The organism is Bradyrhizobium cytisi, assembly GCF_008123515.1.
Classification (GTDB): Bacteria; Pseudomonadota; Alphaproteobacteria; order Rhizobiales; family Xanthobacteraceae; genus Bradyrhizobium; species Bradyrhizobium cytisi.
The window spans coordinates 234442-260301 of sequence record NZ_VSSR01000011.1; the positions used below are offsets into that span (position 1 = coordinate 234442).

Here is a 25860-nt window from a genome sequence, read left to right on the forward strand (position 1 = left end):
ACGCGATGGACCGGCTCAAGGGCAAGGTTGCGATGGTGGTGGGGGCCGGCTCGATCGGGCCCGGCTGGGGCAACGGCAAGGCGGCGGCGGTGACCTTTGCGCGCGAGGGCGCGCAGGTGTTTTGCGTCGACCGCAACGGTGCGGCCGCCGAGGAGACCGCCAAGATCATCACCGGCGAGGGCGGCAAGGCGACCGCGTTCACCGCGGACGTGTCGCGGCCTGCCGAGATCGAGGCGATGGTCGCGGCGTGCCTCAAGGCCTATGGCCGCATCGACGTGCTCGACAACAATGTCGGCATCGCCGAGATGGGCAGCGTGGTCGAGGTGACCGAGGAGAGCTGGGACCGCGTCTTCAGCATCAACCTCAAGAGCGCCTATTTCGCCATGAAGCACGTCATTCCCGTCATGGTGACGCAGGGCGGCGGCTCGATCATCAACATCTCCTCGATCGCCTCGATCCGCCACATGGGCATCTCCTACGTCACCTACGGCGCCTCCAAGGCCGCGATGAACCAGATGACGCGCACCACCGCGATCGAGTTCGCGCGGCACCATGTGCGGGTGAGTGCGATCCTGCCCGGCCTGATGAAGACGCCGATGGTGGAGCATTCCGCCGGCCTCGCCAACAGCTACGCCAAGGGCGATGTGGAAGCGATGTGGCGCGCCCGCGATGCGCAAGTGCCGATGGGCCACATGGGCGACGCCTTCGATGTCGCCAACGCCGCGCTGTTCCTGGCGTCGGACGAGTCGAAATATGTGACGGGGATCGAGCTCGTGGTCGACGGCGGGATCACCTGCAAGGCGGGGGCGTAAGCATCGCCTCAAACTCCCTGTCGTCCGGGGCGCGCACAGCGCGAGCCCGGGATCCATAACCACAGGGAGTGGTTTGACGCGCAGCAGGCAACTCCGAGTCTTCACAAAGCGATTGCTGCGGCGTATGGGTCCCGGATCTGCGCTACGCTTGTCCGGGACGACAGTGGTGTTTGCGCATCATCCCCCCGCACTCAACTCCGCCCGATCCAGCTCCTCCTCGATCCGGTGAAACGCGTCGTCACCGATCACCTCGGTGGCGCGCAGGCTGAAGATCGATTTGCGCGCGGCGTCGATGGCGCGACGGCGCAGGGGATCGGCGGGCAATTCGCCGTTGGCGATGCCGCCGTGCGGATCGTCGTCGGCCTGCATCAGGATGGCGCGGTATTCGAGCCGCAGGATCTCGGCCTCTTCCGACGGATCGTCCTCGATTGCATCGAGCGCGGCGCGATAGGCGATGGCGCGGGCGCGCGCGACCTCGATGCCAACGGGATCGTCATCCTTGAGGCCGAAAGCGAGGATCAGCGGCCGCAGCGTCAGGCCCTGGATCACCAGCGAGCCCAGCACGACCGCGAAGGCGATGAAGACGATGAAGTCGCGATAAGGAAAATTCTCCGGCAGCGCGAAGGCGGTCGCGAGCGTGACCAGGCCGCGCATGCCGCACCAGGAGATGATGAGGCCGCCCTTGGGCGAAGCGACCTGCTTCGGATCCTTGGGGTGATAGATGCCATGAGCGATCAGCACGCGCAGGGTCGTGCGATAGAATGTAATCCAGAGCAGCCGGACCAGAATGACCGTGAGCAGGATCCACGCCGCAGCCACGCAATATTCCCAGCGCACGTCCGCGTTCAGCTTGGTCCAGATCGGCCGCATCTGCATGCCGATCAGCATGAAGGCGAGCACGTTGAGCACGAACACCGTGGTCTCCCACACCGCGTAGGACGGCACGCGCAGCCGCGCCGGCATGCGCGCCGGCGCCGTCTGCGCGATCGTGATGGCGTAGACGACGATGGTGAGGATGCCGGAGAGGCCGAGATGCTCGGCGGCGATCCAGATCATGAAGGTGGTGGCGAACTGCACGATGATCGCGCTCGGCACTTCCCTGACGCGCTCCATGATGGGCGGGATGATGCGCCCCGCAAGAAGGCCGGCCAGCACGCTGCCGACCAGCGCCAGCGCCATGGTCGGCGCGACCTCGCTCCACGTCAGATGCTCGGTGACGACCGCGCCGACAGCGATGCGGTAGATCAGCAGCGCGCTGGCATCGTTGAGCAGGCTCTCGCCCTCCAGCACCTTCACCATGCGGTAGGGCAGCTTGACCTGGCTCAGGATCGCGACCGCCGCTGCCGCATCCGGCGGCGCCACGATCGCGCCGAGCGCCACCGCGGCGGCCCAGGGCATATCAGGAAAGAGCCGGTGCGCGACAATGGCGACGCCGACCGTGGTCAGGCCGACCGCGGCCACAACCAGGGTCGAGACCGGAACCCAGTTGTTGCGGAGATCGCGCAAGGAAGTATCGAAGGCGGCGTCCAGCAGCACCGGTGCGACAAAAAGCGCCAGCGCCAGGTCCGGCTGCAGCGCCCAGGTCGGGCTGTTCGGCACGAAAGGGATCAGCGCGCCGCCGACGGCGAGAAAGGTCGGGTAGGGGACCTTGATCCGCCGCGCCAGCGCCGATAATGCAACGGCGCCGAGCAGAAGCGCGATGATCCATTCGAATGTCGACACGACGATCCCCGAAACCGATGTGAGCGGCGCCATAAGCTAGCACCAATTCGGCCGTATGATGGATAGTACCGTCTCATGGCAAGACCTTCCGGCTGCAGCGAGCATGCGTTTTCAAAAACTCCTTCGATTGTCCGGAGCCGTGGCGCTCTCAACGCTTTCGCTCGGTGCCGCTTGGGCCGCGACCGGGGGCGAGCCGGCCGCCACCGCGCAGATCGACGTCGCGGCATGCCTGTCCGCAACCGCGGCCGATGACATGGACAAAGCGGGCCCGGCCTGCGCCGCCGTCATCGACAACGAGAAGACGGCAAAACCCGATCTGATCAAGGCCCTGATCGCGCGCGGCGCGCTGCTGGCGCGGCATGACCAGATCGACCGGGCCATCGCCGACGATAGCCGCGCGTTGTTGCTCGATCCCACGCTCGCCGACGTCTTCAATGCGCGCGGTGAGCTCTGGCTGAAGAAGGGCGACAAGCCCAAGGCGGTGCAGGATTTTGGTGCGGCGCTCCGGATCAATCCCAACCACGAAAAAGCCAAGGCCAATCACCAGGCGATCGCGCGTGAGCTCGAGCGGATCGGCGCGCAGATGGCGGTCGCTGGTAAGCCCAGCTTCAATTGCGCAGGCGCGCGCCGCCCGGTCGAGAAGGCGATCTGCGCAAACCGCGAGCTCGCCGACCTCGACCGCGAGGTCTATGCAGCCAATGCGCGCGTGCTGCGCGAGGCGCACGACACGGGCGAGGCAAGGAAATTCCAACGCGAGCAGGATGATTTCATCGCGCGTCGCAATGCCGGATTTGGCCGGCCGGGGTATGATTTGAAGAAGGCCATGCAGGATCGGCTGCAGCGGCTGAACGGGGTGGACGGATACTAGCCGGCATTTGAACCCTATCCCCGGCCGCCGCGACAATGGTGAACACCTGATGTTACGGAGCCTTCCTCATGTGCGGCACGCGTTCTCCCGCGCAAACATCCAAAATCCCGCTGCGCGCGCTTCTGCTAGGCGCTGCGATGAGCCTGGTTCTCGTTGGCCCAGCCTCAGCCGGCGTCGATTGCGTGGCCGGCAGCAAGGCCGCCCCAGCCGAGCTGATCCCGGCATGCAGCGCCATCATCGACCAGGCCGCAAATCCAAATCCCGAGCGCGTCGCGGCGCTGCTGGTTCGGGCCGATGCCAATGCGCGGACCTCCGGCGGTCTGACGCAGGCGCTGCGGGATATCGACCGCGCCATCGCGCTCGACGGCAAGAACGCCCGCGCCTGGCGCCTGCGCGGCGACCTGTTGCGCGAGGCGGGTGGCGATCTCAACCGCGCCACGTCCGATCTCAGCAAGGCGATCGAGCTCGATCCGCAGGATGCCGAAGCCTATGAGCTGCGCGGCGTGGCCTATACCAATCAGCGCCGGCTCGACCGGGCGCTTGCCGATTACGACCAGGCAATCAAGCTGAAGCCGGATTATGCGCAGGCCTGGTCCGACCGCGGCGCAACCTATTATCTCAACGGCGACAACGACAGGGCGGTGAGCGATCTTAGCGAGGCCTTGCTGCTCGATCCGAACCGGGCGCGCAGCTACACCAATCGTGGTGCGGCCTACAAGAAGCTCGGCCAGCTCGACAGGTCGATCGCCGACGACAGCGAGGCGATCAGGCTCGATCCGAAGGTGCCGGAACATTACGACAATCGCGGGCTCTCCTATGCCGCGATGAAGGACTACGACAAGGCGATCGCCGATTACGACCAGGCGCTGCGGCTGGCACCGCGGCCGAATTTCTTCACCAACCGTGGTGATTCCTACCAGTTCAAGGGCGAGTTCGGCGCGGCGCTCAGCGACTACAACGACGCGCTGAAGCTCGATCCGAATTTCGCCAAGACCTACAACAACCGCGCCGTGCTCTATACCAAGATGGGCGACCGCAAGAAGGCGCTGGCCGATTACGAGACGGCGCTGCGGCTCGACCCCGGCAACACCAACGCCGCGGACGGCCGCCGCACCATGATGGCGGAGATCGAGAAGTTCGGCGCCGGGTCACCGCAGCCGTTGGCTGCGAATTCCGGCAACGGCCCGTCATTCGATTGCGCGGATGCGAAGCGCGAGGTGGAAAAGGTGATCTGCGCCGATCCGCAGCTTGGCATGCTCGACCGCCAGCTCGCCGAGGCCTATGAGCGCGTGCTGAAGTCGATGAGCCGGCGCTCGGCCGCTGATCTGCGCAAATCCCAGCATGATTTCCTCGCCACCCGCGACGCCAGCTTCCGCCGCCCCGGCTACGATTTGAAGAAGGTCATGCTGGACCGGTTGCAGCGGCTGAATGCGATGGAGGGCTAGGAAGGGGGCGACGTCCATCCTTTTCAGCTTGAACCGCGGCCCGTTCCCGGGAAAATACCCCTCAAGCAAGGCCGGCACTTGATCCCTGTCATGGCGGGACTGACATCCCGCGGTCAGGTCGAGGCGAGGCCAATAAAGGGAACGGGAGCGCGGGAATGAATGTCCGAGGAAACGCCGGCGGAAACAGCCTTTATCACGAGGTCCATGCGCGCTCGCTGGCCGATCCCGAGGGCTTTTGGGCCGAGGCGGCGAAGGAAATCGACTGGATCGAGCCGCCGAAGACAATCTTCGACCCCGCGCAAGGCGTCTACGGCCGCTGGTTCAGCGGCGGCGTCGTCAACACCTGCTACAACGCGCTCGACCGCCACGTCGAACGCGGCCGCGCCGAGCAGGTCGCGCTGATCCACGATTCGCCGCTGACCAATTCGGTCACCAGATTCACCTATGCCGAGCTGCTGGCCGAGGTGCAGGCGCTCGCCGCCATCATGCAGGATTTTGGCGTCGCCAAGGGTGACCGCGTCATCCTCTATATGCCGATGGTGCCAGAGGCCGTGGTCGCGATGCTCGCCTGCGCGCGCATCGGTGCGGTGCATTCAGTGGTGTTCGGCGGCTTTGCCGCAAAAGAGCTTGCGACCCGCATCGACGATGCGCAGCCAAAACTCATTCTCTCCGCAAGCTGCGGCGTCGAGCCGGGCCGCATCGTGCAGTACAAGCCGCTGCTCGACGAGGCGATCAAGCTCGCGTCTGCGAAGCCCAAGGCCTGCATCGTGCTGCAGCGTCCGCAGCTGATCTGCGATCTCACGCCAAAGCGCGACTATGACTGGGCGAGCCTGCGCCGCAAGGCGATGAACGACGGCAAGAAGGCGCCTTGCGTGCCCGTTGCCGCCACCGATCCGCTCTACATTCTCTATACGTCAGGCACGACCGGTATCCCCAAGGGCGTCGTGCGCGACAATGGCGGGCATCTGGTCGCAGTGAAATGGTCGATGTTCAACCTCTATGGCGTCAAGCCGGGCGAGGTCTGGTGGTGCGGCTCCGACATCGGCTGGGTGGTCGGCCACAGCTACATCATCTACGGCCCGCTGCTGCACGGCGCGACCTCGATCATGTATGAGGGCAAGCCCGTCGGCACGCCCGACGCCGGTGCGTTCTGGCGCGTGATCAGCCAGCACAACGCGGTTGCCTTCTTCACCGCGCCGACTGCGTTCCGCGCGATCCGGAAGGAGGATCCGGAAGGCAAGTTCATCCGGCAATACGATCTGTCGAAATTCCGCACGCTGTTCCTCGCGGGCGAGCGTGCCGATCCGCCGACAGTGGAATGGGCGGAGCAGCAGCTGAAGGTGCCTGTCATCGACCATTGGTGGCAGACCGAGACCGGCTGGTGCATTGCCGGCAATCCGGTGGGGCTGGGCCAGCTGCCGGTGAAGCACGGCTCGCCGACGGTGCCGATGCCGGGCTATCAGGTCGATGTCGTCGACGACGCGGCAAAACCCGTCGGTCCCAACACCATGGGCTCGATCGTCATCAAGCTGCCGATGCCGCCGGGTTGCCTGCCGACACTGTGGAATCAGGATGCGCGCTTCAAGGAAGCCTACCTCAGCGAATTCCCCGGCTACTACAAGACCTCGGATGCCGGCTACAAGGATGAGGACGGCTATGTCTTCGTCATGGGCCGCACCGACGACATCATCAATGTCGCCGGCCACAGGCTCTCCACCGGCGGCATGGAGGAGATTCTGGCTTCGCATCCGGATGTCGCCGAATGCGCCGTGCTCGGCGTCAAGGACGCGATCAAGGGCGAGGTGCCTTGCGGCTTCCTCGTGCTGAAAGCCGGCGTGAAGCGCCCGCCCGCCGAGATCGAGAACGAGATCGTAGCACTTGTGCGCGACCGGCTCGGCCCTGTCGCCGCCTTCAAGCTCGCCATCACTGTCGCCCGCCTGCCCAAGACACGCTCGGGCAAGATCTTGCGCGGCACCATCAAGAAGATCGCCGACGGCGAGGTGTGGGCCATGCCCGCCACGATTGAGGACCCCAAGGTGCTTGACGAGATCGGGGAGGCGCTGAAGGGGCGGGTGTGAGCGTGCTGTGACTTATATTCTCCGTATTCCGCGCTAAACAGGGCGGGCCAACAGGGGACCTCGTATGCCACTCGCCACCGCACCGCGCCTGCTTGCAGCCGTCCTGCTCGCCATCGCTCTCTCCGCCTGCTCGGCGCGTTACCAGACGCCGACGGCGATGGGCGGAGACGACGATGATGCGGTGTGCCAGAGCCGCGGTTATGCCGTGGGCTCGCCGGAATATGTGGCCTGCCGCAAGGACCGCGACGTGCAGCGCAGTGCCGCCACCTCACGCGCCGATCGTCGCCAGCGTGATCTCGGCGAATACATGCTGAACCATCCCGATCGACCGTAAGGCCGCCAAAGGAAGCCGCAAACGAAAACGCGGCAGGTTGCCCCACCGCGTTTGAAGTGCATTCGATCGCAAACAAACAGCGAGGCCTACTCCTCCTCTTGCTCCTGCTTCTTGCCGCCGAGAGTCTTGAGCTTGGCGAACACGGCATCGACGTTGAGGTCGTCGCCCGACTTCTCCGACGGCTCGAACTCGTCCTTCTTGGTGGTCTCGGAGGCCGGCAGCAGGGTGGCGCCGCCATAGGCTGCGTCGATCGGCTTTTCCTTGGCCGCACGCGCCACTTCGAAATCGAGCTCGATCTGCGAGCAGAGGCCGAGGGTGACCGGGTCGATCGGGGTCAGCTGGGAGGTGTTCCAGTGGGTGCGGTCGCGGACGCTGGCGATCGTGCTCTTGGTGGTGCCGACCAGGCGCATGATCTGGGCGTCCTTGAGCTCCGGATGGCTGCGCAACAGCCAGAGGATGGCGCTGGGGCGCTCGTGGCGGCGCGACACCGGGGTGTAGCGCGGGCCCTTGCGCTTGGGCTGGGGCGGCAGCACGACCTTGCTCTCCTGGAGACGGAGCCGGTAGTCTTGGTTCTTCTCGCCCTTCTCGATCTCCTCGCGGGTCAGCTGGCCGTTGGAAATCGGGTCCATGCCCTTGATGCCTTGCGCGGCGTCACCGTCGGCGATCGCGCGCACCTCGAGAGGGTGCATCTTGGTGAAATCGGCGACCTGGTCGAAGGTCAGCGCGGTGTTGTCGAGCAGCCAGACGGCGGTCGCCTTGGGCATCAGAGGTGCGTTGCTCATGGCAAATCTCCTTTGTGCTTCGCCCACCCCTCTGGAGGCGAAACCGGTGGTCATCAGCGATGACAGGGAATTCGCGCTATATAAGCCCGGAGGGGGTAGCCACGCAATGGTTCTGCTATAGATAGTGCCTTGACAGCGCCCGAAAGGGGGCCCAATTCCCTCTCAAGTCGCTATAAGTCCAAGCAGACCGTTTCAGGCCCTTTTCCATCCATCGACCGTTCCCCGCCAGAAGGCGAGTGGGTGATTCGGTCCCGAGATCGCTCAATGTCAGCCAAACCAGACCTCAAGTTAGTGCTTTGTTCTCCCCGCGGCTTCTGCGCTGGGGTGGTTCGGGCGATCGACACCGTGGAACGGGCGCTCGATAAATACGGCGCCCCCGTCTATGTTCGCCATGAGATTGTACATAACAAATACGTCGTCGACGGGTTGAAGAAGAAGGGCGCCATCTTCGTCGAGGAGCTCGCCGAGATCCCGGAAAACACCACCGCGCCGGTGGTGTTCTCGGCCCATGGCGTGCCGAAGTCGGTTCCGGCCGACGCCACGTCGCGCAATTTATTCTCGCTGGATGCGACCTGTCCGCTGGTGACCAAGGTGCACCGCGAGGCCGCGATCCACTTCAAGCGCGGCCGCGAGATCTTTCTGATCGGCCATTCGCATCATCCCGAAGTGGTCGGCACGCTCGGCCAGCTGCCGGTCGGCGCCGTCACCCTGATCGAGACCGCCGAGGACGCCAAGACCATCGCTCCGAAGGACCCCAACAACCTCGCCTTCGTGACCCAGACCACACTGTCGATCGACGACACCGCGGAGATCGTGGCGCTGCTCAAGGAGCGCTTCCCGAACATCAATGGGCCGCACAAGGAAGACATCTGCTACGCCACCACCAACCGCCAGCTCGCGGTGAAGAAGGTGGCGCCGGTGGTCGACGCCCTGATCGTGGTCGGCGCGCCGAACTCGTCGAACTCGCAGCGCCTGCGCGAGGTCGCCGAGCGCGAGGGCTGCAAGGTTGCGGTGCTGGCGCAGCGCGCTGCCGACCTCGACTGGACGCGGTTCGAAAACATCACCAGCCTCGGCATCACCGCGGGCGCGTCGGCGCCGGAAGTGATCGTCGAGGAGATCATGGACGCGTTCGCCGAGCGCTACACGCTGCACGTGGAAACGGTCTCGGCCGCCGAAGAGAACGAGTTCTTCCCGCTGCCGCGCCAGGTGCGCCCCGAAGCCGCCGCCGAGTAAACCTGCATGGCGGTCTACACCGACGTTGCCGCCGACGAGCTTGCGGATTTCCTGAGGCAATACGATCTCGGCGAGTTGCTCTCCTACAAGGGCATCGCCGAGGGCGTCGAAAATTCCAACTTCCTCCTGCACACCACCCAAGGCTCGTTCATCCTCACGCTCTACGAGAAGCGCGTGGCGAAGAAAGATCTGCCGTACTTCCTCGCGCTGATGACGCATCTCGCCGAGCACGGCGTCAGCTGCCCGCTGCCGGTGAAGGCGAAGGACGGCGAAGCGTTGCGCGAGCTGTCGGGACGCCCCGCGGCGATCATCACCTTTCTCGAAGGCGTCTGGCCGCGCAAGCCGAACGCGACGCATTGCGCCGGCGTCGGCGAGGGCCTCGCCCGGATGCATCTGGCCGGCGCCAATTTTGCGATCAAGCGTGCCAATGCGCTGTCGGTCGCGGGCTGGCGGCCGCTGTTCGATGCGGCAGCACACCGTGCCGACGAGGTGCAGCCGGGCCTGCGCGCATTTCTCGCGGCCGAGCTCGACCATCTCTCGGGTGGCCTCTGGCCGAGCAATCTGCCCGAGGGCGTGATCCACGCCGACCTCTTCAACGACAACGTCTTCTTCCTCGGCGACAAGCTCTCGGGGATCATCGACTTCACCTTCGCCTGCAACGACATGCTGGCCTATGACGTCGCGATCTGCCTGAACGCCTGGTGCTTCGAGCCGGACCACTCCTTCAACGTCACCAAGGCGCGCGCCTTCCTGAACGCCTATGGCCGTGTGCGAAAGCTCTCCGAGGCGGAAGAGGCTGCGTTGCCGCTGCTGGCGCGCGGTGCGGCGATCCGCTTCCTCCTCACGCGGCTGGTCGACTGGCTCAACGTGCCGCCGGGCGCGCTGGTCAAGCCGAAGGATCCGCTCGAGTATTTTCGCAAGCTGCGCTTCCACCAGAGCGTCTCCAGCGCGCGCGACTACGGGCTGCTGCCGTCAGGACTGGTCGCGTGAGCGAGCTTCCCAATGTCACGATCTATACCGACGGCGCCTGCTCGGGAAATCCCGGGCCCGGCGGCTGGGGCGCGATCCTGAAGTTCGGCGACAAGGAAAAAGAGCTGAACGGCGGCGAACGCCACACCACCAACAACCAGATGGAATTGATGGCGGCGATCTCGGCGCTCGAAGCGCTGAAGAAGCCATGCACCGTCGATCTCTACACCGACAGCCAGTATGTCCGGCAGGGCATCACCGGCTGGATCCACGGCTGGAAGCGCAACGGCTGGCGCACCGCCGACAAGAAGCCGGTCAAGAATGTCGAGCTATGGCAGCGCTTGGATACCGCGCTGAAGGCGCATGAGGTACGCTGGCACTGGGTGAAAGGCCACGCCGGGCATCCCGAGAACGAGCGGGCCGATCAACTGGCGCGCGACGGGATCGTCAAGGCGCGGTTGCAGCAGCGGGTCGCAGAGTAGGGGCATCGACGTCGTCGCCGACGCGACCTCATTCTCAACTGTCATCGCCCGGCTCGACCGGGCGATCCAGCACGCTGCGGCGGCTGTAATGAATCTCGACGTCTCTGGAATACTGGATGCCCCGCTTTCGCGGGGCATGACAGTGTCATTTGTGGCTGAGAGCGGCGCCTCAAGCTCAGAGCTGTCCCAGCAGCGTATCGCCGCCGGATACCTCGACCTTGCCGGGCATCGCCTCCAGGTTCAGCTTCTTGACCACGCCGTCCTCGACCAGCATCGAATAGCGCTTGGAGCGGATGCCGAGGCCGTTGCCGGAGGCGTCCAGCTCCATGCCGATCGCCTTGGCGAAGTCGGCGTTGCCGTCGGCGAGGAAGATCGCTTCGTCGCGCTGGTCGGTGTCGCGCTTCCAGGCGTTCATGACGAAGGCATCGTTGACGGAGACGATCGCAATGGTGTCGACGCCCTTGTCCTTGATGGCATAGGCGTTGAGGAAGATGCTCGGCAGATGCATCTTGTGGCAGGTGCCGGTGTAGGCGCCGGGCACCGCGAACAGCGCCACCTTTTTGCCCTTGAAGATATCGTCGGTGGTCTTCACCTGCGGCCCTTCCGCCGTCATCACGCGGAATTTCGCCTCGGGCAGCTTGTCGCCAATCTGAATGGTCATCGTGAATTCTCCGTGGAAAGGGGCGGGGCTGTTCTAGAGCATTTTACCGGCGGAGGGAAACGGCTTCACAGCGGTGTGATGAGCAGTGGCTGCCAATTTTCTCGTCATTGCGAGCGGAGCGAAGCAATCCAGAGATGTCGCCGCGGTGACACTCTGGATTGCTTCGTCGCGAAGAGCTCCTCGAATGACGGCGGAGAGAGGCGGCCTTACGCCGCCTGAGCCTTCTTCTCGTCGCGCAGTTCGCGGCGCAGGATCTTGCCGACATTGGTCTTGGGCAGGTCGGCGCGGAATTCGATCTGCTTGGGTACCTTGTAGCCGGTGAGCTGCTCGCGGCAGAACTTGATGACGCCCTCCGCCGTGAGGTTCGGGTCCTTCTTCACCACGAACGCCTTCACCGCTTCGCCGGACCCGCTGTCGGGAACGCCGATCACGGCGCATTCCAGCACGCCCGGATGGCTCGCGATCACTTCCTCGATCTCGTTCGGATAGACGTTAAATCCGGAGACCAGGATCATGTCCTTCTTGCGGTCCACGATCTTGGTGTAGCCCTTCTCGTCCATGATGCCGATGTCGCCGGTGCGGAAATAGCCGTCCGCGGTCATCACCTTCGCGGTCTCCTCCGGCCTGTTCCAGTAGCCCGACATCACCTGCGGGCCCTTGGAGCAGATCTCGCCGGGCTGGCCGAGCGGGAGTTCATTGCCGTCGTCGTCGCGGATCGAGATCCAGGTCGAGGGCACGGGAATCCCGATCGATCCCGAGAATTCGGTTGTGGTCGCGGGATTGCAAGTCAGCGTCGGCGCAGTCTCCGACAGGCCGTAGCCTTCGGCGATGAAGCAGCCGGTCACGGCTTTCCACTGCTCCGCCACCGGGCGCTGTACCGCCATGCCGCCGCCGTTGGAAATCTTCAGCTTGGAGAAGTCGAGCTTCTTGAAGTCGGGATGGTGCATCAAGCCGTTGTAGAGCGTGTTCACCGCCGGGAAGCTGTTGACCTGGTATTTCGCGAGCTCCTTGACGAAGCCGGCGATGTCGCGCGGGTTGGGGATCAGGAGATTGCAGCCGCCGGCGCGCACCGCGAGTAGGTAGCAGGCCGTCAGTGCGAAGATGTGATAGAGCGGCAGCGCACAGACGATCATGAGCTGATCGACATGCGGCGGCGTGGTCATCGCCGGCTGCAGCCAAGCATCGTTCTGCAGCACGTTGGCGACGATATTGCGATGGAGCAGCGTGGCGCCCTTGGAGACACCGGTGGTGCCGCCGGTATATTGCAGGAAGGCGACGTCGCCGGGCGACAGCTTTGGCTTGTTGAGGGTTGCACCCCGGCCGGCCGAGAGCGCATCGTTGAACGAGACAGCGCCCGGCAGCGACCAGGTCGGCACCATCTTCTTGACGCGGCGGACGACGAGATTGACGATCACGCCCTTGAAGCCGAGCAGGTCGCCCATGCTGGCGACGATGACGTGCTTGACCTGCGTCTTCGCGATCACCTGCTCGACGGTGTGCGCAAAGTTCTCCAGCACGATGATCGCTTCGGCGCCGGAATCCTTGAGCTGATGCTCGAGCTCGCGCGGGGTGTAGAGCGGATTGACGTTGACCACGGCAAAGCCGGCGCGCAGCACCGCGGCGGTGGCGACCGGATATTGCAGCACGTTCGGCATCATGATGGCGACGCGCGCGCCGCGCTGCAGGCCGCGTCCCTGCAGGTAAGCAGCGAGCGCCAGCGACATCTGGTCGAGGTCGCGATAGCTGATCGCCTTGTCCATGCAGATGAACGCCTTGCGGTCGGCGAACTTGGCAAAACTCTCCTCAAGGAGGTCGACCAGCGACGCGTATTGAGTCGGCTCGATATCAGCGGGCACGCCGGGCGGATATTGCTTGAGCCAGATGCGCTCCATGGAAACTCCCCTCTCTTGCACCAGAGCCCGTTGTGTCTCGGGCTTGCCTCATTGCCGGCAGTATCGAGCCTGCCGGAACGGCTGGCAAGGCGGTCGAGGCTTAGGGCAAAGGCTGGAGAGTGGCTACCGGAATCGTCGCAGATCGCTGCCGCAGTGCGAAGTGCGGGCGTAGCCAGGCGGCCTTGAGCCTTAACCTAGCTGTTGTTGGGCGCGGGCTTCGGCTTGGTGGCGGCTTTGGGCTTGGCCGGCTTGGCAGTCTGATCGCCACTCGCCGCCGGCTTCTCCGCAGGCTTATCAGAAGGCTTGGCCGCCGCATCAGACTTGGCCGCGGCACGCTTGCTCGCCGCCGGCTTTGCCGCGCTCTTGGTGTCACTCTTCGCGGCCGCGTCGGGCTTGGTGGCGGCCGGTTTCGCCGCGGCAGTCTTGGTGTCAGTCTTGCCGTCAGTCTTGGCGTCGCTGCCGGCATCGGGCTTCTTGGCGGCGCGCGACTTCTTGCCACGCGCCTTCGGCGGGGTCTGCTGATCGGTGTCGGCTGCGACCGCCGCGACCAGGGCCGCGCCGGTGCGGGTCGGGCCGGTATAGACCACCATGGGCTCTGCGGCTGCAGGCGCCGAGGCCATCAGCTCGGACGCCCTCATCAGCGGCGGCTGGAGCCCTGCGGTGAAGAACGTCACCTGGGCTTCGCCGCCGGTGGCAGACCCGGTCGTGCCGCCGCCGTTGGTCGCGATCAGCGCATCGTCGTCGTCACTGGCCGGCCGCTTGCGGTGACCGCCGCACATCTCCTCGCGCAAATTCGGCGGCGAGGCGTCGACGGGCACGAGGTTCTCGACGGTGCCGAGCGAGGGCCGCAGCCACGACAGATTATCCTGGCTGAAGCCGCGCTCGAGCAGCTGCGCCGCCTTCACCGCACGCGCGGTGCCGGAATTGGCGCCGAGCACCACCGCGATCAGGCGGCGGCCGTTGCGCGTGGCGGAGGCCACGAGGTTGTAGCCGGAGGCGCAGATGAAGCCGGTCTTGAAACCGTCGGCGCCGGGATAGCGGCCGATCAGCTTGTTGAAATTGCCAGTGACGCGCTTGCCGAAGCGGATCGCCGGGATATGCACGAAATATTCGTATTCCGGCAGGTCGCGCAGGAACGAGCGCGCGAGAATCCCGAGGTCGCGTGCCGAGGTGACGTGTCCATCTGCAGGCAGGCCGTTCGGATTGACGTAGTTCGTCTGCGTCATGCCGAGCTTCTTCGCGGTGTCGTTCATCATCACGGAGAAGCCGTCGATCGAACCGCCGAGGCCTTCGGCGAGCACCACGGCCATGTCGTTCGCCGACTTGACCATCATCATCTTCAGTGCGTTGTCGACGGTGAGCTGTGTCCCCGGACGGAGGCCCATCTTCGAGGGCGATTGCGAGGCGGCCGTCGGCGACACCGTCAGCAGCGTGTCGAGCGTGATCTTGCCGTCCTTCACCGCCTTCAGCGTCACATAGGCAGTCATGATCTTGGTGACGGAGGCCGGATACCAGGGATTGGTCGCGTTGTCCGCTTGCAGCACCTTGCCGGTGTCGGCTTCGATCAGAAGCAGTGCTTCAGCATTTGCGACGCGCGGTACGAGCAGCGCACCGACCGCGAGCGCTGCGGCGAACAGGTTGAACAGAGACTTGCGAAGCAGCGGGCGAAAGGCGTGCACTATCCGATTCCGGTCCTTGGAGATCCGCCAGTTCGGACGGTTCTCGTGATCTGATGTTCGGTTCTGAAATCCAGCGCCGCCGCTTGCGGCAGCGCAAACCTATACCGGCTCGTGCGTCGAGAACAGGGGTTTCGGCTGCGTATTCCGCGATGAAATAGGCTGAATTTCGACGGTGCTACGGGGACTTGTTAAGGGGATTTGGCGGCAGAGGCCGCGGCCTCGGCGGCACCCGCGCTGGGCCGCGCATTTGCCTGAGCACTTTCCTGCACCATGAACTGGGCCTTGGCGAGTTCGGCAAAATGGCCGCCTTTGGCCACGAGTTCATCGAAAGTTCCGCTTTCGATCACCCGTCCGTCCTCGAACACCAGGATCCGCGTGGCATTGCGGATGGTGGAGAGGCGGTGGGCGATCACGAAGGTGGTGCGGCCCTTCATCACTTCATCGAGAGCGGCATTCAGCTTGGCCTCGGTGATGGCGTCGAGCGCGCTGGTCGCCTCGTCCAGGATCAGGATCGGCGGGTCCTTCAGCAGCGCGCGTGCGACCGACAGCCGTTGCCGCTCGCCGCCGGACAGCATGCGGCCGCGCTCGCCGGCATTGGTCTCGAAACCGCCGCTACGCTCGATGAACTCGAGCGCCTGTGCGCGCTCGGCCGCCTTGCGCATCTCGGCGTCGGTTGCGTCCGGCTTGCCGACGCGCAAATTCTCCGCGATCGAGCGGTTGAACAGCAGCGCTTCCTGGAACACGACGCCGATATTCCGCCGCAGCGAGGTCAGCGTCACACCGCGCACGTCCATGCCGTCGATCTTGATGAAGCCGGACTGGGGATCGAAGGCGCGATGCAAGAGCGCGATCGCGGTCGACTTGCCGGCGCCGGTCGGGCCGACCAGCGCAATGGTCTGGCCGGGCAGCGCGGTGAAGGAGAGATCCTCGACCGCCGGCCGCTTGCCGTCATAAGAGAACGTGACGTCATTGAACTCGACCAGGCCGGAGAGCCGCCCCGCATCGATCGCGTCGGAGCGGTCGTGCACCGCGGGCACGGCGTCGAGAACGTTGAAGAACTCGCGCAGGCGCGGCGCTTCCATGAATACGCTGTTGATGAAGCTCACGACCTGCTCGAGCTTCTGGATCAAGAGCGTCGCGAAGCTCACGAACATCACGATCTCGCCGACCGAGGTCAGGCCCTGGTCGTGCAGAGCGATGCCGAGCGTGAAGATCGCGAGCACGGTGATGGTGGTGGAGGCGCGTGTGATCACAGTGACGAGCGCCCACCATGACAGCACCGGCATTTGGGCCGCGAGCAACTGATCGGCGACGGAGCGCAGGCCCTGCACCTCGGACTCGACGCGGACGAAGCTCTGCACCAGCGCGACGTTGCCGAGCGCATCGGAGGCGCGCGCCGAGAGCTCGCTATATTGCTCCTCGACCGCCATCTGCATGCCAAAGGTCCTGCGCACGACGAAGGTCGTCAGTGCGGTGAAGACGATGCAGAGTACGAACAGCAGGATCGCGAGTCGCCAATTCAGATAGAGCGACAGCGGCAGCAGCACCACGACCGAGAGGATCGCGGCAAAATGCTCGCGGAAGAAGCCGAGCCACAGCCGCCACAGCGCATCTGTGCCGTTCAGCATGACCTTCATCAGCCGGCCCGAATGGGTGCCGGAGTGGAAGGTCAGGGGCAGTTGCAGAATGTGCTCGAAATAGCTGGTCAACACCGCCTGGCGCTGGCGGTGGGAGAGCCGGTCGGCCTGCAACGCCACGAGCGCGCTGCAGCCGATGGTGAACAGCCCGAACGCGACCCAGGCGATCAGGAACGGCCAGGCCGAGCTTGAGCCGGCTACCGTCTTGCCGGAGAGCACGTCGACGATGCGGCCAAACAGCACCGGTTCGGCGAATTGCGAGGCGGCAAGCAGGAGATTAGCGACTGCCAACAACCAGCCCAGCCGCGCTTCTTTTCCGAGCAGCTCGAGAACACGGGTGTAGAGGCTGAAAATGGACATGCGAGGTCGGACTCTGGCGGATCAAACGGGACGAGCAGATATTCTAAGCAGGGATCGCCCGCGAGATACAGCAGAAGCTGCCGGTTTTGCTCAATTGCTGAGCCGGCTTTCAACCGGCGGCAGGAACCGGCCATCGAAGATGTCGCCCGCCGCCGGACGCTTGTGGAATCTGAAATCCTCGGCGATCTGGTCGATCGAGCGCTCCAGGCGCGCCGGATCGACGCCGCCGAGGCCGTTGCGTCGGACCTCGTCGGTCAGGATGTTGTCGGCGAGCACGGTGCGCAGGCGCGCGAGTTCGAGGTCGCGGTCGCTGTCGTCGATGCGGCCGGCGGCCTCGTCCGCCGCGCGCGCCGGCTCCTTCGCGGCTGTGGTGATGCCCGCAATCAGCGCGCGGACAAAACCCTTCAGCGCGTCCGGCTTCGCCGTGGCGAAAGCGGGACTGGCGACGACGGCAAAACCGTAGGCCTCGCAGCCATAGTCGGCATAACGCAGCACGGCGAGATCATCGGCCGGCACGCCGCGGTCGCGCAAATTCACCGCGGAGAGATAGGAGAACCCGGCGACGGCGTCGACCTGTCCCGCCGAGAGCACCGGCTCGCGCACCGCCGCACTCATCTTGAAGAATTTGACATGCGAGACGTCGATGCCGTTCTGCCGTGCCAGCGCCGGCCACAGCCGGATCGACAGATCGCTGTCGGCGACGCCGACGGCCTTGCCGTCGAGATCGGAGAGCAAATGGATGCCGCGGCTCTTGCGGGCGACGATTGCGTAGGGCGCGCGGTTGAACAGCACGAACACCGCCTTAACCGGCGGCGCATCGGCCTTGTCGCGAAAACGAATGAGCTCGTTGATGTCGACGAGCGCGAGCTCGCTATTGCCGGTAGCAACGCGCGCAAGTGCTTCCGGCGATCCGGCCGCGCTGTTGAAGGAGACGTTGAGGTGCTCGGCGCCGAACTTGCCGTCCTTTGCGGCCATGAAGAACGGCGCCATGCTCGCATCGACCGGACGGTCGAAGGTGACGTGGATCGCCACAGGCGGCGCCACGGTCTCGGCCGCGTCCACATGGCGCGCGGCAAGCACGATCGCGAGGACCAGCAGGCCGTGAGTGACGATCGTCTTGAATCCAACCATCGGTCGCGCCGGTTCCGCATTGTTGTGGTTTCGTGACGCTCGCAGCGCCGGCCGGCGACGAGTGTGTTCACATCAACATGAACGGCGGATGAGCAGTGGTTGCGTCACGATCACGCAACCACGTTCATCTTCTGTTGGGGTTGGGGAACCCAACATGGAATGCGGATGTTTGAAAGACATGAGCCTGTCTCGAGGCACCAATGCAGGTCCCAAGGAGGGTCCACGCCATGTTTGACCGATTTTCGAAGTTTACGGGCCGCAAGGCCGTTCTCGCCACCGCGGCGGTGCTGGCGCTGACAATCGCCGCCCCCAGCGCATCGTTCGCAGGCGGCCGCCACTGGCATGGGGGCGGCGGCGCGGCCTTTGCCGGTGCAGCCATTGCCGGCGCCATCGGCACCGGGCTCGCGATCGCCGCAACCCGCGATGCGTATGCCTATGATGCCCCGGCCTATTACGGCGGCGGCCCGGTCTATTACGATAACGGCCCGGCCTATTACGGCGGCCCGGGTTATTACAGGAACGATCGCGAATACCTGGGCACCAATGGCAGTGGCAGTCGCGACCCCTTTGCCACCTGCAGCCGAGGCGGCGCGGGTTGTTGGTAAGTCGTTGACCACGAAAGGCCGGCGCGCTTGTCGCTCCGGCCTTTTGCCTTTTATTGTTAGGCGTTAACGCGTCGACCATTTGTTTAGAGTAGTTTTGCGTACATGAGTGATTCGCTTGAGCGGCTATATCTGGCTGTCCTCGCGGCCAGGGACCTTGATCCGGCAACATCGCGCACTGCCCGGCTGTTTCAGCGTGGGCCCTCCAAAATGGCGAAGAAGCTGGCCGAAGAGGCGATCGAGGTCGTGATCGATGCGGTCAACGGCGACGCCGAGGCCGTGGTCCGGGAAAGCGCCGATCTGCTCTACAATCTCACCGTGCTATGGGCTTCCGCCGGCGTGCGCCCCGAAGACGTCTGGCGTGAAATGTCGCGGCGTGAGGACATGTTGGGCATTGCCGAAAAGCTGCCGAAATCGCCGATGAAGCTGCCCAAGGTCGCGTCACCGCGTATTTCGGCCCGGCGGCCAATTGTCGCGCTCGAGGGCCGCGCGGCGCGCAAACGGCACTAAAGCGTCACAAAACTCCACGATGGACAAATCCGTCCCATGGTGCTTCATCGCGGCGCATGCTGAAACGTATCTACGATTGGTGCATCGACGCCGCCCACAAGCCTTACGCGCTCTGGATCATGGGGGCCGTGGCTTTCGCCGAAAGCTCGTTCTTTCCAGTTCCCCCGGACGTGATGCTGATCCCGATGTCGCTGGCGCGTCCGCAGCGCGCCTGGCTCTACGCCGCGATCTGCACGGCCACCTCGGTGGTCGGCGGTCTGCTCGGCTACGCCATTGGTGCGCTGCTGTTCGACTCGGTCGGCCATTGGCTGATCCAGGTCTACGGCCTCGGCGGCAAGGTCGATGCTTTCCGCGCCTCCTACGCGGAATGGGGCGCGGTGATCATCCTGCTCAAGGGCCTGACGCCGATCCCCTACAAGCTCGTCACCATCACCTCGGGCTTTGCCGGCTACAATCTCGTTCTTTTCATCCTGTGCTCGATTGTCGCGCGCGGCGGGCGCTTCTTCATCGTAGCGATCCTCCTCAATCGCTATGGCGACTGGATCCGCGAGCGGATCGAGCGGCATCTCGCCCTGTGGGTGGCGCTCGGCGCTGCCGTGCTGGTGCTCGGCTTCGTGGTCGCGATCAAGCTGATCTAGGACTTAGATTCCAGGATCTGGATTCCGGGAGTTGGATCCCCAACGCTTTCACGCCGCGCCGGCTTCGGCTACGGTTGCCCCATGATGGTTCGATCCGGAACTCCGGCAGTGCGGCTCGGGACGCTGATCTCGGCGGTGCTGCTGCTCCTGCCCGGTGCTGGCGGGACCGGGTGGGCGCAATCGGCGCCGCCGACGCTCGGTCTGCAGGAGCAGGGGCCGCAGGCCGCGCCGCCGCCATCGACGCCTGCAGCTTCGGAAAACCCCGGACTGATCAACGAAATGGGCAAGCTGTTCGACAAGCTGCCCTCGATCCTGCCGCCGATCAAAAGCCCGAGCGAGACCATGAACGATCTGTCGCGCCTGGCGCGGCCGTCCACCATGGTGTCGGGGCGTGCGGCCTGTCCGGTCTCGCCAAGCGGCGGGCCCGACTGCAAGCTCGCTGCCGATCAGCTCTGCCAGGGCAAGGGCTACAAGGAAGGCAAGAGCTTGAACACCGATTCCGCCGAGAAGTGCTCGGCCAAGGTTCTCATTCCGGGCAGGCAACGCAAACCGGATGATTGCCGCACCGATACCGTCGTCACCAGCGCGCTGTGCCAGAACTGAGGACGTCGCGCGACCAAAGGAGCGCCCATGAGCCGCACTGAGCAGGACTTCCTCGGACAGCGTGAGATCGCCGACGACATCTACTACGGCGTCCAGACCATCCGGGGTAAGGAAAACTTCCACATCACCGGCATTCCGATGAACCAGGAGCCTTACTTCGTGAAGGCGCTGGGTTACGTGAAGAAGGCCGCCGCGATGGCCAATCGCGATCTCGGCGCGATCGACACGAAGGTGGCGGACGCGATCATCGTCGGGTGCGACCGCGTCATCGCCGGCGATATGATGGACCAGTTCGTCACCGACTTCATCCAGGGCGGCGCCGGTACTTCGACCAACATGAACGCCAACGAGGTGATCGCCAACCTCGCGCTGGAATCGCTCGGCTTCAACAAGGGCGATTACCAGCACGTCAGCCCGAACGACCACGTCAATTACGGCCAGTCGACCAACGACACCTATCCGACCGCATTCCGGCTGGCGCTGATCCTGCGGCTCGAGAGCTACATGATGGCGCTGCGCCAGCTCCGGGAGGCCTTCTTCGCCAAGGGCCGCGAGTTCGAACGCGTGCTGAAGATGGGGCGCACGCATCTCCAGGACGCGGTGCCGATGTCGCTCGGCGCCGAATTTCGCGGCTGGGGCACCACGATCGGCGAGGAAGTCGACCGCATCTCCGAGGCGCGCGCGCTGCTGCGCGAGATCAATCTCGGCGCCACCGCGATCGGCACCTCCGTGACGGCAGCGGTCGGCTACCCAAAACTCGCGGTCCGGCATCTCAGCGCGCTGACCGGCGTCGACTTCATTCTCGCCGGCGATCTCGTGGAGGCGACCTCGGACACCGGCGCCTATGTGCAGCTCTCCGGCGTGCTCAAGCGCACCGCGAGCAAGCTGACGAAAATCTGCAACGACATCCGCCTGCTCGCCTCCGGCCCGCGCGCCGGCTTCAACGAGATCAACCTGCCGCAATTGCAGCCGGGCTCCTCGATCATGCCGGGCAAGGTCAATCCTGTCATCCCCGAGGTCGTGAACCAGACCAGCTTCCTCGTCATCGGGCTCGACACCACGGTGACGCTCGCTGCGAGTGCCGGCCAGCTCCAGCTCAACGTGATGGAGCCGGTGATCTCGTTTGCGCTGTTCTTCTCGATCCGCACCATGGAGCGCGCGGTCAACAGCCTGCGCGAGAATTGCGTGGTCGGTATCACCGCCAACGAGGAACACACCCGCAACATGGTGCTGAACTCGCTCGGCATCGTCACCGTGCTGAAGCCGCTGCTCGGCTACAAGCAATGCGCCGAGATCGCGCGCGAGGGCTACAAGAGCGGCAAGTCGCTGCACCAGATCGTGGTGACCGAACGCAAGCTGCTGACGCAGGAAAAATGGGACGAGATGTTCTCGTTCGAGCGGCTGATCAATCCGGATTTGCTTGGGTGATGGTGCTCTCTCCTCCCGTCATTCCGGGGGCGCGCGTAGCGCGAGCCCGGAATCCATTTCGCTATTCGCGCCGGCGCCCAATGGATTCCGGGTTCGACGCTGCGCGTCGCCCCGGAATGACGGACAAAAGAATTCCGCGCATTGGAATTGCGGTAACGGCATCCGCCACGGCGTCAAAACGCAATACTTGACAGTGGAAAGATTGCCTTGTTGGTATGGCTCCCAACCTTCAATGCGTCTGCCAGCAAAGGATCGCTCCGCAATGTCCATGCCTGCTCTGTTCAAGGGACGCCTGTCGATCCCCGTGATCGGTTCGCCGCTCTTCATCATCTCGGTGCCCGACCTCGTGATTGCGCAGTGCAAGGCGGGCGTGGTCGGCTCGTTCCCGTCGCTGAACGCGCGGCCGCCGGAATTGCTCGACGAGTGGCTGGCGCGGATCACCGAAGAGCTCGCGGCCTACGACCGCGCGCATCCCGACAAGCCGTCGGCGCCGTTCGCGGTCAACCAGATCGTGCACAAGTCGAATAACCGGCTCGACCACGACATGCAGCTCTGCGCCAAGTACAAGGTGCCGATGATCATCTCCTCGCTTGGCGCACGCGAGGAGCTCAATCAAGCCGTTCACGGCTGGGGCGGCATCGTCTTCCACGACGTGATCAATCAGAAATTCGCCCACAAGGCGATCGAGAAGGGTGCCGACGGCCTGATCCTGGTCGCGGCCGGCGCCGGTGGCCATGCCGGCACCATCTCGCCGCTCGCTTTCGTAGCCGAAACGCGGAAATGGTTCGACGGCCCGATCGCGCTGTCGGGCGCCATCGGCAACGGCAAGGCGATCCGCGCCGCGCGCGTTCTCGGCGCCGACTTCGCCTATATCGGCTCGGCCTTCATCGCGACCAAGGAGGCCAACGCGGTCGAGACCTACAAGGAGATGATCGCGGGTGCGAGCGCCGACGACATCGTCTATTCCAACCTCTTCACCGGCGTGCACGGCAATTATCTGAAGCCCTCGATCCTCGCCGCCGGCATGGATCCGGAAAACCTGCCGACCTCCGATCCCTCCAAGATGAACTTTGGCACCGACGCCTCCGGCGAGCGCGCCAAGCCGAAGGCCTGGAAGGAGATCTGGGGCTCGGGCCAGGGCATCGGCAGCGTCGATGGCATCGTGCCCGCCGCCGAGATGATCGCGCGTTTCAAGAAGGAATACGACGAGGCGATCGATCCGCCGTTGTGATAGCTCTCGCAATGACCGCCATCTACCGCGTCGACGGCAACAGCGTCGTCACCAGCCCCAATGCCGCAGGGCCGTGGGACCGGCGCATGCAGCACGGCTCGGCGCCATCGGCGCTGGTGACGTGGGCCGCGGAGCGTATTCCGACACAGGTCGCGATGAACATCGCACGCGTCACCATCGACCTGATGCGCCCGGTGCCGGTGGCGCCGCTCACGATCGAGACCACGGTGCTGCGCGAGGGTCGCAAGATCCAGCTCTGCGAGGTCAAGCTGCTCGCCGACGGCGTACAGGTCGTCGGCGCCACCGTGCTCAAGATCAAGCAACAGGCGCAGCCGCTGCCCGATGACGTCAGGGAGTTGCCGGTCACGCTGCCGTCGCCCGAGGACTCGCTGGTCGAGGACGGTCACGGCGCGACCAGCCCGTTCGCGGGCATGGTCTCGATGCGCGCCGCACGCGGCCGCTTCGGCCAGGCCGGTGCCGGTGCGATCTGGTTTCGCCTCGACCATCCGCTGGTCGAAGGCGAGGCGGTCTCGCAGGCGATGCGGGCCGTGGTCGCCGCCGATTTCTCCAACGGCACCGCCTCGACGCTCGACTTCCGCACCTGGACCTACATCAACGCCGACCTCTCGGTGAGCCTGGCGCGCCAGCCGGTCGGCGACTGGATCTTGCTCGACGGCGAATCCTGGATCGGCCCGGATGGCGCCGGGCTTGCGATGTCGCGGCTGGCCGATCGCCAAGGCTATTTCGGCCGCGCGGTGCAGAGCCTGGTGATCGAGAAGCGGTGAGTGTGATGGCAGGCGACGTGATCGCTGCTTGTGCCACTTGAACGGCAGGCTTCCGCCGCCGCGGAAGGGATGCTTGGTCGTGTTCGACCAGGGCATCCTGCCTGTTCACACGCCGTAGAAGATCTTGATCTCCCACAGCACCACGATGATGGCCGTGATCAACGTGACCGCGGCGACTGCACTTTCCAGGGAAGCGACTCGCATGTCTTACTCCGCTTCCCAGCCCCATCAGCGGTCTAGTTGATTCCCTGATTCGCCGGCAATCGCGCGGCCCGCGCAGACGCGCACTCTGTCACGCATTGTGGTGCCGGGGCCACACGACCCCGTAGAATTCCGGGGTATTTACCCGACCATCCGGTCCCGTCCGCTCCAGAAGCCTGCGCGCAGCACCTTCTTGTCGACCTTGCCGACGCCGGTCATCGGCAGCTGCTTGACGAACTGGATCTGTTTCGGCGCATGCGCGGAACCCTTACGCCTCCGCACCAGATCGATCAGCTCGTCCGGATCGGGCTTTGTGCCATCGCGCGGCACGACGATGGCCGTGACCGCCTCGCCCCATTTCTCGTCGGGGATGCCGACGACGGCGACCATCGCAACATCGGCATGCTGCGACAGCACGTCCTCGATCTCGCGCGGAAAGATGTTGAAGCCGCCGGTGACGATCATGTCCTTCTTGCGATCGAGGATGAATAGGTAGCCGCGCTCGTTCTGGCGCGCGATGTCGCCGGTGTGGACCCAACCGTTCTTCAGTGTCTGCGCGGTGATATCAGGCCGCTTCCAGTATTCCGTCATCACATGCGGCGCGCGCACGCAGATTTCGCCGGCGTCACCGGTCTTCACCTCTTGGTCGCTGTCGTCGAGAATCCTGACCTCGCAGGCCGCACTCGGGAAGCCGCAGGACAGAAACAGCTCCGGCGTCTTGGAATCGTGATCCCTCTTGCGCAGCACCGAGACCGGATAGCATTCGGTCTGGCCGTAGAGCTGCGAGAACACCGGGCCGATGCGCTCGATGCCTTCGATCAGCCGGCTCGGCGACATCGCCGACGCCCCGTAGAGCACAAGCTCAAGCGATGAGAGATCGGTCTTGCCGAGCGCGGGATGGTCGAGCAGCACATAGATCATGGTCGGCACGAACAGCGTGAAATTGATGCGCTCGCGTGCGATCGTCGCCAGCACCGCCTCGGGATCGAACCCCTTCAGCATGTGCACGGTGCCGCCGCGCATCAGTGTCGGCAGCACCTTGGTGCCCGCGACATGGCTGATCGGGGCGACCGTGAGATAGCGCGCGGCGTCCGGAATCTCGAAATCGGCGAGGATCGCGCCGGCAGCGCCCGCGTTCTCGCGATGATGGCGCAGCGCGCCCTTGGACTTGCCGGTGGTGCCGCCGGTGTAGTTCAGCGTGGAGAGATCGTCGAGACTTGCGAGGCACCGCGCGCTGGCATGTCCCGCGCCCTCGATCGCCTGCAAGAGATCGACACCGTCGTCGGCCGGCCCGATGGTGAAGACCGCCTTGAGCCGCGTTGCTTTTGCAGCGAGCTCTCCACCGCGATCGCGGAAGGCGGCCACGTCGACCACCAGCACTTCGGCCTCGGAATCTTCGAGCTGGAACAGTTGGTCCGTCTCCGATCCCAGCGGATGCAGCCAGGTGATGCAGCATCGCGACAATTGCGCGGCGATACCGGCGCACCAGGTGTCGGCGCGGTTCGCGGTGAGGAAGGCGACGCGCGAGCCGGGCTGCAAACCGAGCCGCATGAATACGCTCTGGAATCGTCCGATCAGGTCGAGCGTGCCTTGATAACTCAGCGATCCGCCGGGCCAGGCGAAAGCAATGCGGCCGGGGTAGCGCGCCAGGGCCCGTAGCGTCTGCGCACAAGTCGGGGACGACGCGTGGAGCGGATCGGACATATGTTTCCTCGTTGCTTTGTCATCGGCTTCTCACGTGCCAATGTTGCCGATGACGCTAGCACAGAGAATGCGG

At 64.7% G+C, this 25860-nt stretch carries 23 protein-coding genes; 15 read left to right on the forward strand and 8 right to left on the reverse strand.

All coding sequences use genetic code 11. The features are described 5' to 3' along the window. Nucleotides 1-5 precede the first annotated feature (5 nt). Complete coding sequence (locus FXB38_RS06585) at nt 6-812, forward strand: SDR family NAD(P)-dependent oxidoreductase (protein WP_148749940.1); 807 nt, start codon at nt 6-8, stop codon at nt 810-812. 177 nt (nt 813-989) lie between these two features. Here FXB38_RS06585 and FXB38_RS06590 read toward each other — a convergent pair whose 3' ends face one another. Beyond that, on the reverse strand, nt 990-2567 hold the full coding sequence (locus FXB38_RS06590) for a cation:proton antiporter (RefSeq protein WP_148749941.1): 1578 nt from the start codon (nt 2565-2567) through the stop codon (nt 990-992). A 70-nt stretch (nt 2568-2637) separates the two neighbouring features. On the opposite strand from FXB38_RS06590, the gene FXB38_RS06595 reads away from it, so the two are divergent. The 4 genes from FXB38_RS06595 (at nt 2638) to FXB38_RS06610 (ending at nt 7259) form a co-directional block, all read left to right on the forward strand. Next, nucleotides 2638-3402 carry a tetratricopeptide repeat protein gene (locus FXB38_RS06595; RefSeq protein WP_187434701.1) on the forward strand — a complete coding sequence of 255 codons (765 nt, stop codon included), beginning with the start codon at nt 2638-2640 and terminating at the stop codon, nt 3400-3402. Nucleotides 3403-3470: 68 nt separating this feature from the next. Further along, nucleotides 3471-4847, forward strand: coding sequence for a tetratricopeptide repeat protein (locus FXB38_RS06600; RefSeq protein WP_148749943.1), 1377 nt, complete (start codon nt 3471-3473; stop codon nt 4845-4847). Between the two features lie 155 nt (nt 4848-5002). Next, nucleotides 5003-6925, forward strand: coding sequence for a propionyl-CoA synthetase (locus FXB38_RS06605; RefSeq protein ID WP_148749944.1), 1923 nt, complete (start codon nt 5003-5005; stop codon nt 6923-6925). Nucleotides 6926-6989: 64 nt separating this feature from the next. Beyond that, on the forward strand, nt 6990-7259 hold the full coding sequence (locus FXB38_RS06610) for a hypothetical protein (RefSeq protein ID WP_148749945.1): 270 nt from the start codon (nt 6990-6992) through the stop codon (nt 7257-7259). Nucleotides 7260-7345: 86 nt separating this feature from the next. On the opposite strand, the gene FXB38_RS06615 is transcribed toward FXB38_RS06610, so the two are convergent. Then, a complete protein-coding gene (locus FXB38_RS06615) occupies nt 7346-8041 on the reverse strand; it encodes a DUF1013 domain-containing protein (RefSeq protein ID WP_187434702.1) in 696 nt (231 codons plus the stop codon). Between the two features lie 264 nt (nt 8042-8305). Between FXB38_RS06615 and ispH the strand changes: the two genes are divergently transcribed. From ispH to rnhA, 3 genes are read left to right on the forward strand one after another with little or no spacing between them, the layout of a single operon-like run. After that, the gene (gene ispH / locus FXB38_RS06620; protein WP_148749947.1) at nt 8306-9274 is read left to right on the forward strand and encodes a 4-hydroxy-3-methylbut-2-enyl diphosphate reductase; all 969 of its coding nucleotides are present in this window, start codon (nt 8306-8308) and stop codon (nt 9272-9274) included. Between the two features lie 6 nt (nt 9275-9280). Next, entirely contained in the window at nt 9281-10264 is a 984-nt protein-coding gene (locus tag FXB38_RS06625) for a homoserine kinase (protein WP_148749948.1), read from the forward strand. Further along, on the forward strand, nt 10261-10725 hold the full coding sequence (gene rnhA / locus FXB38_RS06630) for a ribonuclease HI (RefSeq protein WP_148749949.1): 465 nt from the start codon (nt 10261-10263) through the stop codon (nt 10723-10725). The genes FXB38_RS06625 and rnhA overlap by 4 nt, the downstream gene beginning before the upstream one ends. 175 nt (nt 10726-10900) lie before the next feature. Here rnhA and FXB38_RS06635 read toward each other — a convergent pair whose 3' ends face one another. From FXB38_RS06635 to FXB38_RS06655, 5 genes are all read right to left on the reverse strand, one after another. After that, nucleotides 10901-11386: a peroxiredoxin gene (locus FXB38_RS06635; RefSeq protein ID WP_148749950.1), complete on the reverse strand. Its 486-nt coding sequence runs from the start codon at nt 11384-11386 to the stop codon at nt 10901-10903. Between the two features lie 206 nt (nt 11387-11592). Continuing rightward, entirely contained in the window at nt 11593-13278 is a 1686-nt protein-coding gene (locus FXB38_RS06640) for a long-chain fatty acid--CoA ligase (RefSeq protein WP_148749951.1), read from the reverse strand. 194 nt (nt 13279-13472) lie between these two features. After that, the gene (locus FXB38_RS06645) at nt 13473-14957 is read right to left on the reverse strand and encodes a D-alanyl-D-alanine carboxypeptidase family protein (protein ID WP_148749952.1); all 1485 of its coding nucleotides are present in this window, start codon (nt 14955-14957) and stop codon (nt 13473-13475) included. A gap of 188 nt (nt 14958-15145) precedes the next feature. Beyond that, the gene (locus FXB38_RS06650) at nt 15146-16954 is read right to left on the reverse strand and encodes a glucan ABC transporter ATP-binding protein/ permease (RefSeq protein ID WP_148749953.1); all 1809 of its coding nucleotides are present in this window, start codon (nt 16952-16954) and stop codon (nt 15146-15148) included. Between the two features lie 90 nt (nt 16955-17044). Beyond that, on the reverse strand, nt 17045-18085 hold the full coding sequence (locus tag FXB38_RS06655) for an ABC transporter substrate-binding protein (protein ID WP_148749954.1): 1041 nt from the start codon (nt 18083-18085) through the stop codon (nt 17045-17047). 227 nt (nt 18086-18312) lie between these two features. Between FXB38_RS06655 and FXB38_RS06660 the strand changes: the two genes are divergently transcribed. The 7 genes from FXB38_RS06660 (at nt 18313) to FXB38_RS06690 (ending at nt 23882) form a co-directional block, all read left to right on the forward strand. Further along, on the forward strand, nt 18313-18690 hold the full coding sequence (locus FXB38_RS06660) for a hypothetical protein (protein WP_246229709.1): 378 nt from the start codon (nt 18313-18315) through the stop codon (nt 18688-18690). A gap of 102 nt (nt 18691-18792) precedes the next feature. Further along, nucleotides 18793-19197, forward strand: a complete 405-nt coding sequence (gene hisE / locus FXB38_RS06665; RefSeq protein WP_148749955.1) for a phosphoribosyl-ATP diphosphatase — start codon at nt 18793-18795, stop codon at nt 19195-19197. A 56-nt stretch (nt 19198-19253) separates the two neighbouring features. Next, the gene (locus tag FXB38_RS06670) at nt 19254-19835 is read left to right on the forward strand and encodes a YqaA family protein (RefSeq protein ID WP_148749956.1); all 582 of its coding nucleotides are present in this window, start codon (nt 19254-19256) and stop codon (nt 19833-19835) included. An 81-nt stretch (nt 19836-19916) separates the two neighbouring features. After that, a complete protein-coding gene (locus tag FXB38_RS06675) occupies nt 19917-20438 on the forward strand; it encodes a hypothetical protein (protein WP_148749957.1) in 522 nt (173 codons plus the stop codon). A gap of 27 nt (nt 20439-20465) precedes the next feature. Next, a complete protein-coding gene (locus tag FXB38_RS06680; RefSeq protein WP_148749958.1) occupies nt 20466-21866 on the forward strand; it encodes an aspartate ammonia-lyase in 1401 nt (466 codons plus the stop codon). Between the two features lie 262 nt (nt 21867-22128). Continuing rightward, nucleotides 22129-23097, forward strand: a complete 969-nt coding sequence (locus FXB38_RS06685; protein ID WP_148749959.1) for an NAD(P)H-dependent flavin oxidoreductase — start codon at nt 22129-22131, stop codon at nt 23095-23097. 11 nt (nt 23098-23108) lie between these two features. After that, a complete protein-coding gene (locus FXB38_RS06690) occupies nt 23109-23882 on the forward strand; it encodes a thioesterase family protein (RefSeq protein WP_148749960.1) in 774 nt (257 codons plus the stop codon). 342 nt (nt 23883-24224) lie between these two features. Here the strand turns inward: FXB38_RS06690 and FXB38_RS06695 are convergent, their stop codons facing one another. Further along, a complete protein-coding gene (locus tag FXB38_RS06695; protein WP_148749961.1) occupies nt 24225-25787 on the reverse strand; it encodes an AMP-binding protein in 1563 nt (520 codons plus the stop codon). Between the last annotated feature and the right edge of the window lie 73 nt (nt 25788-25860).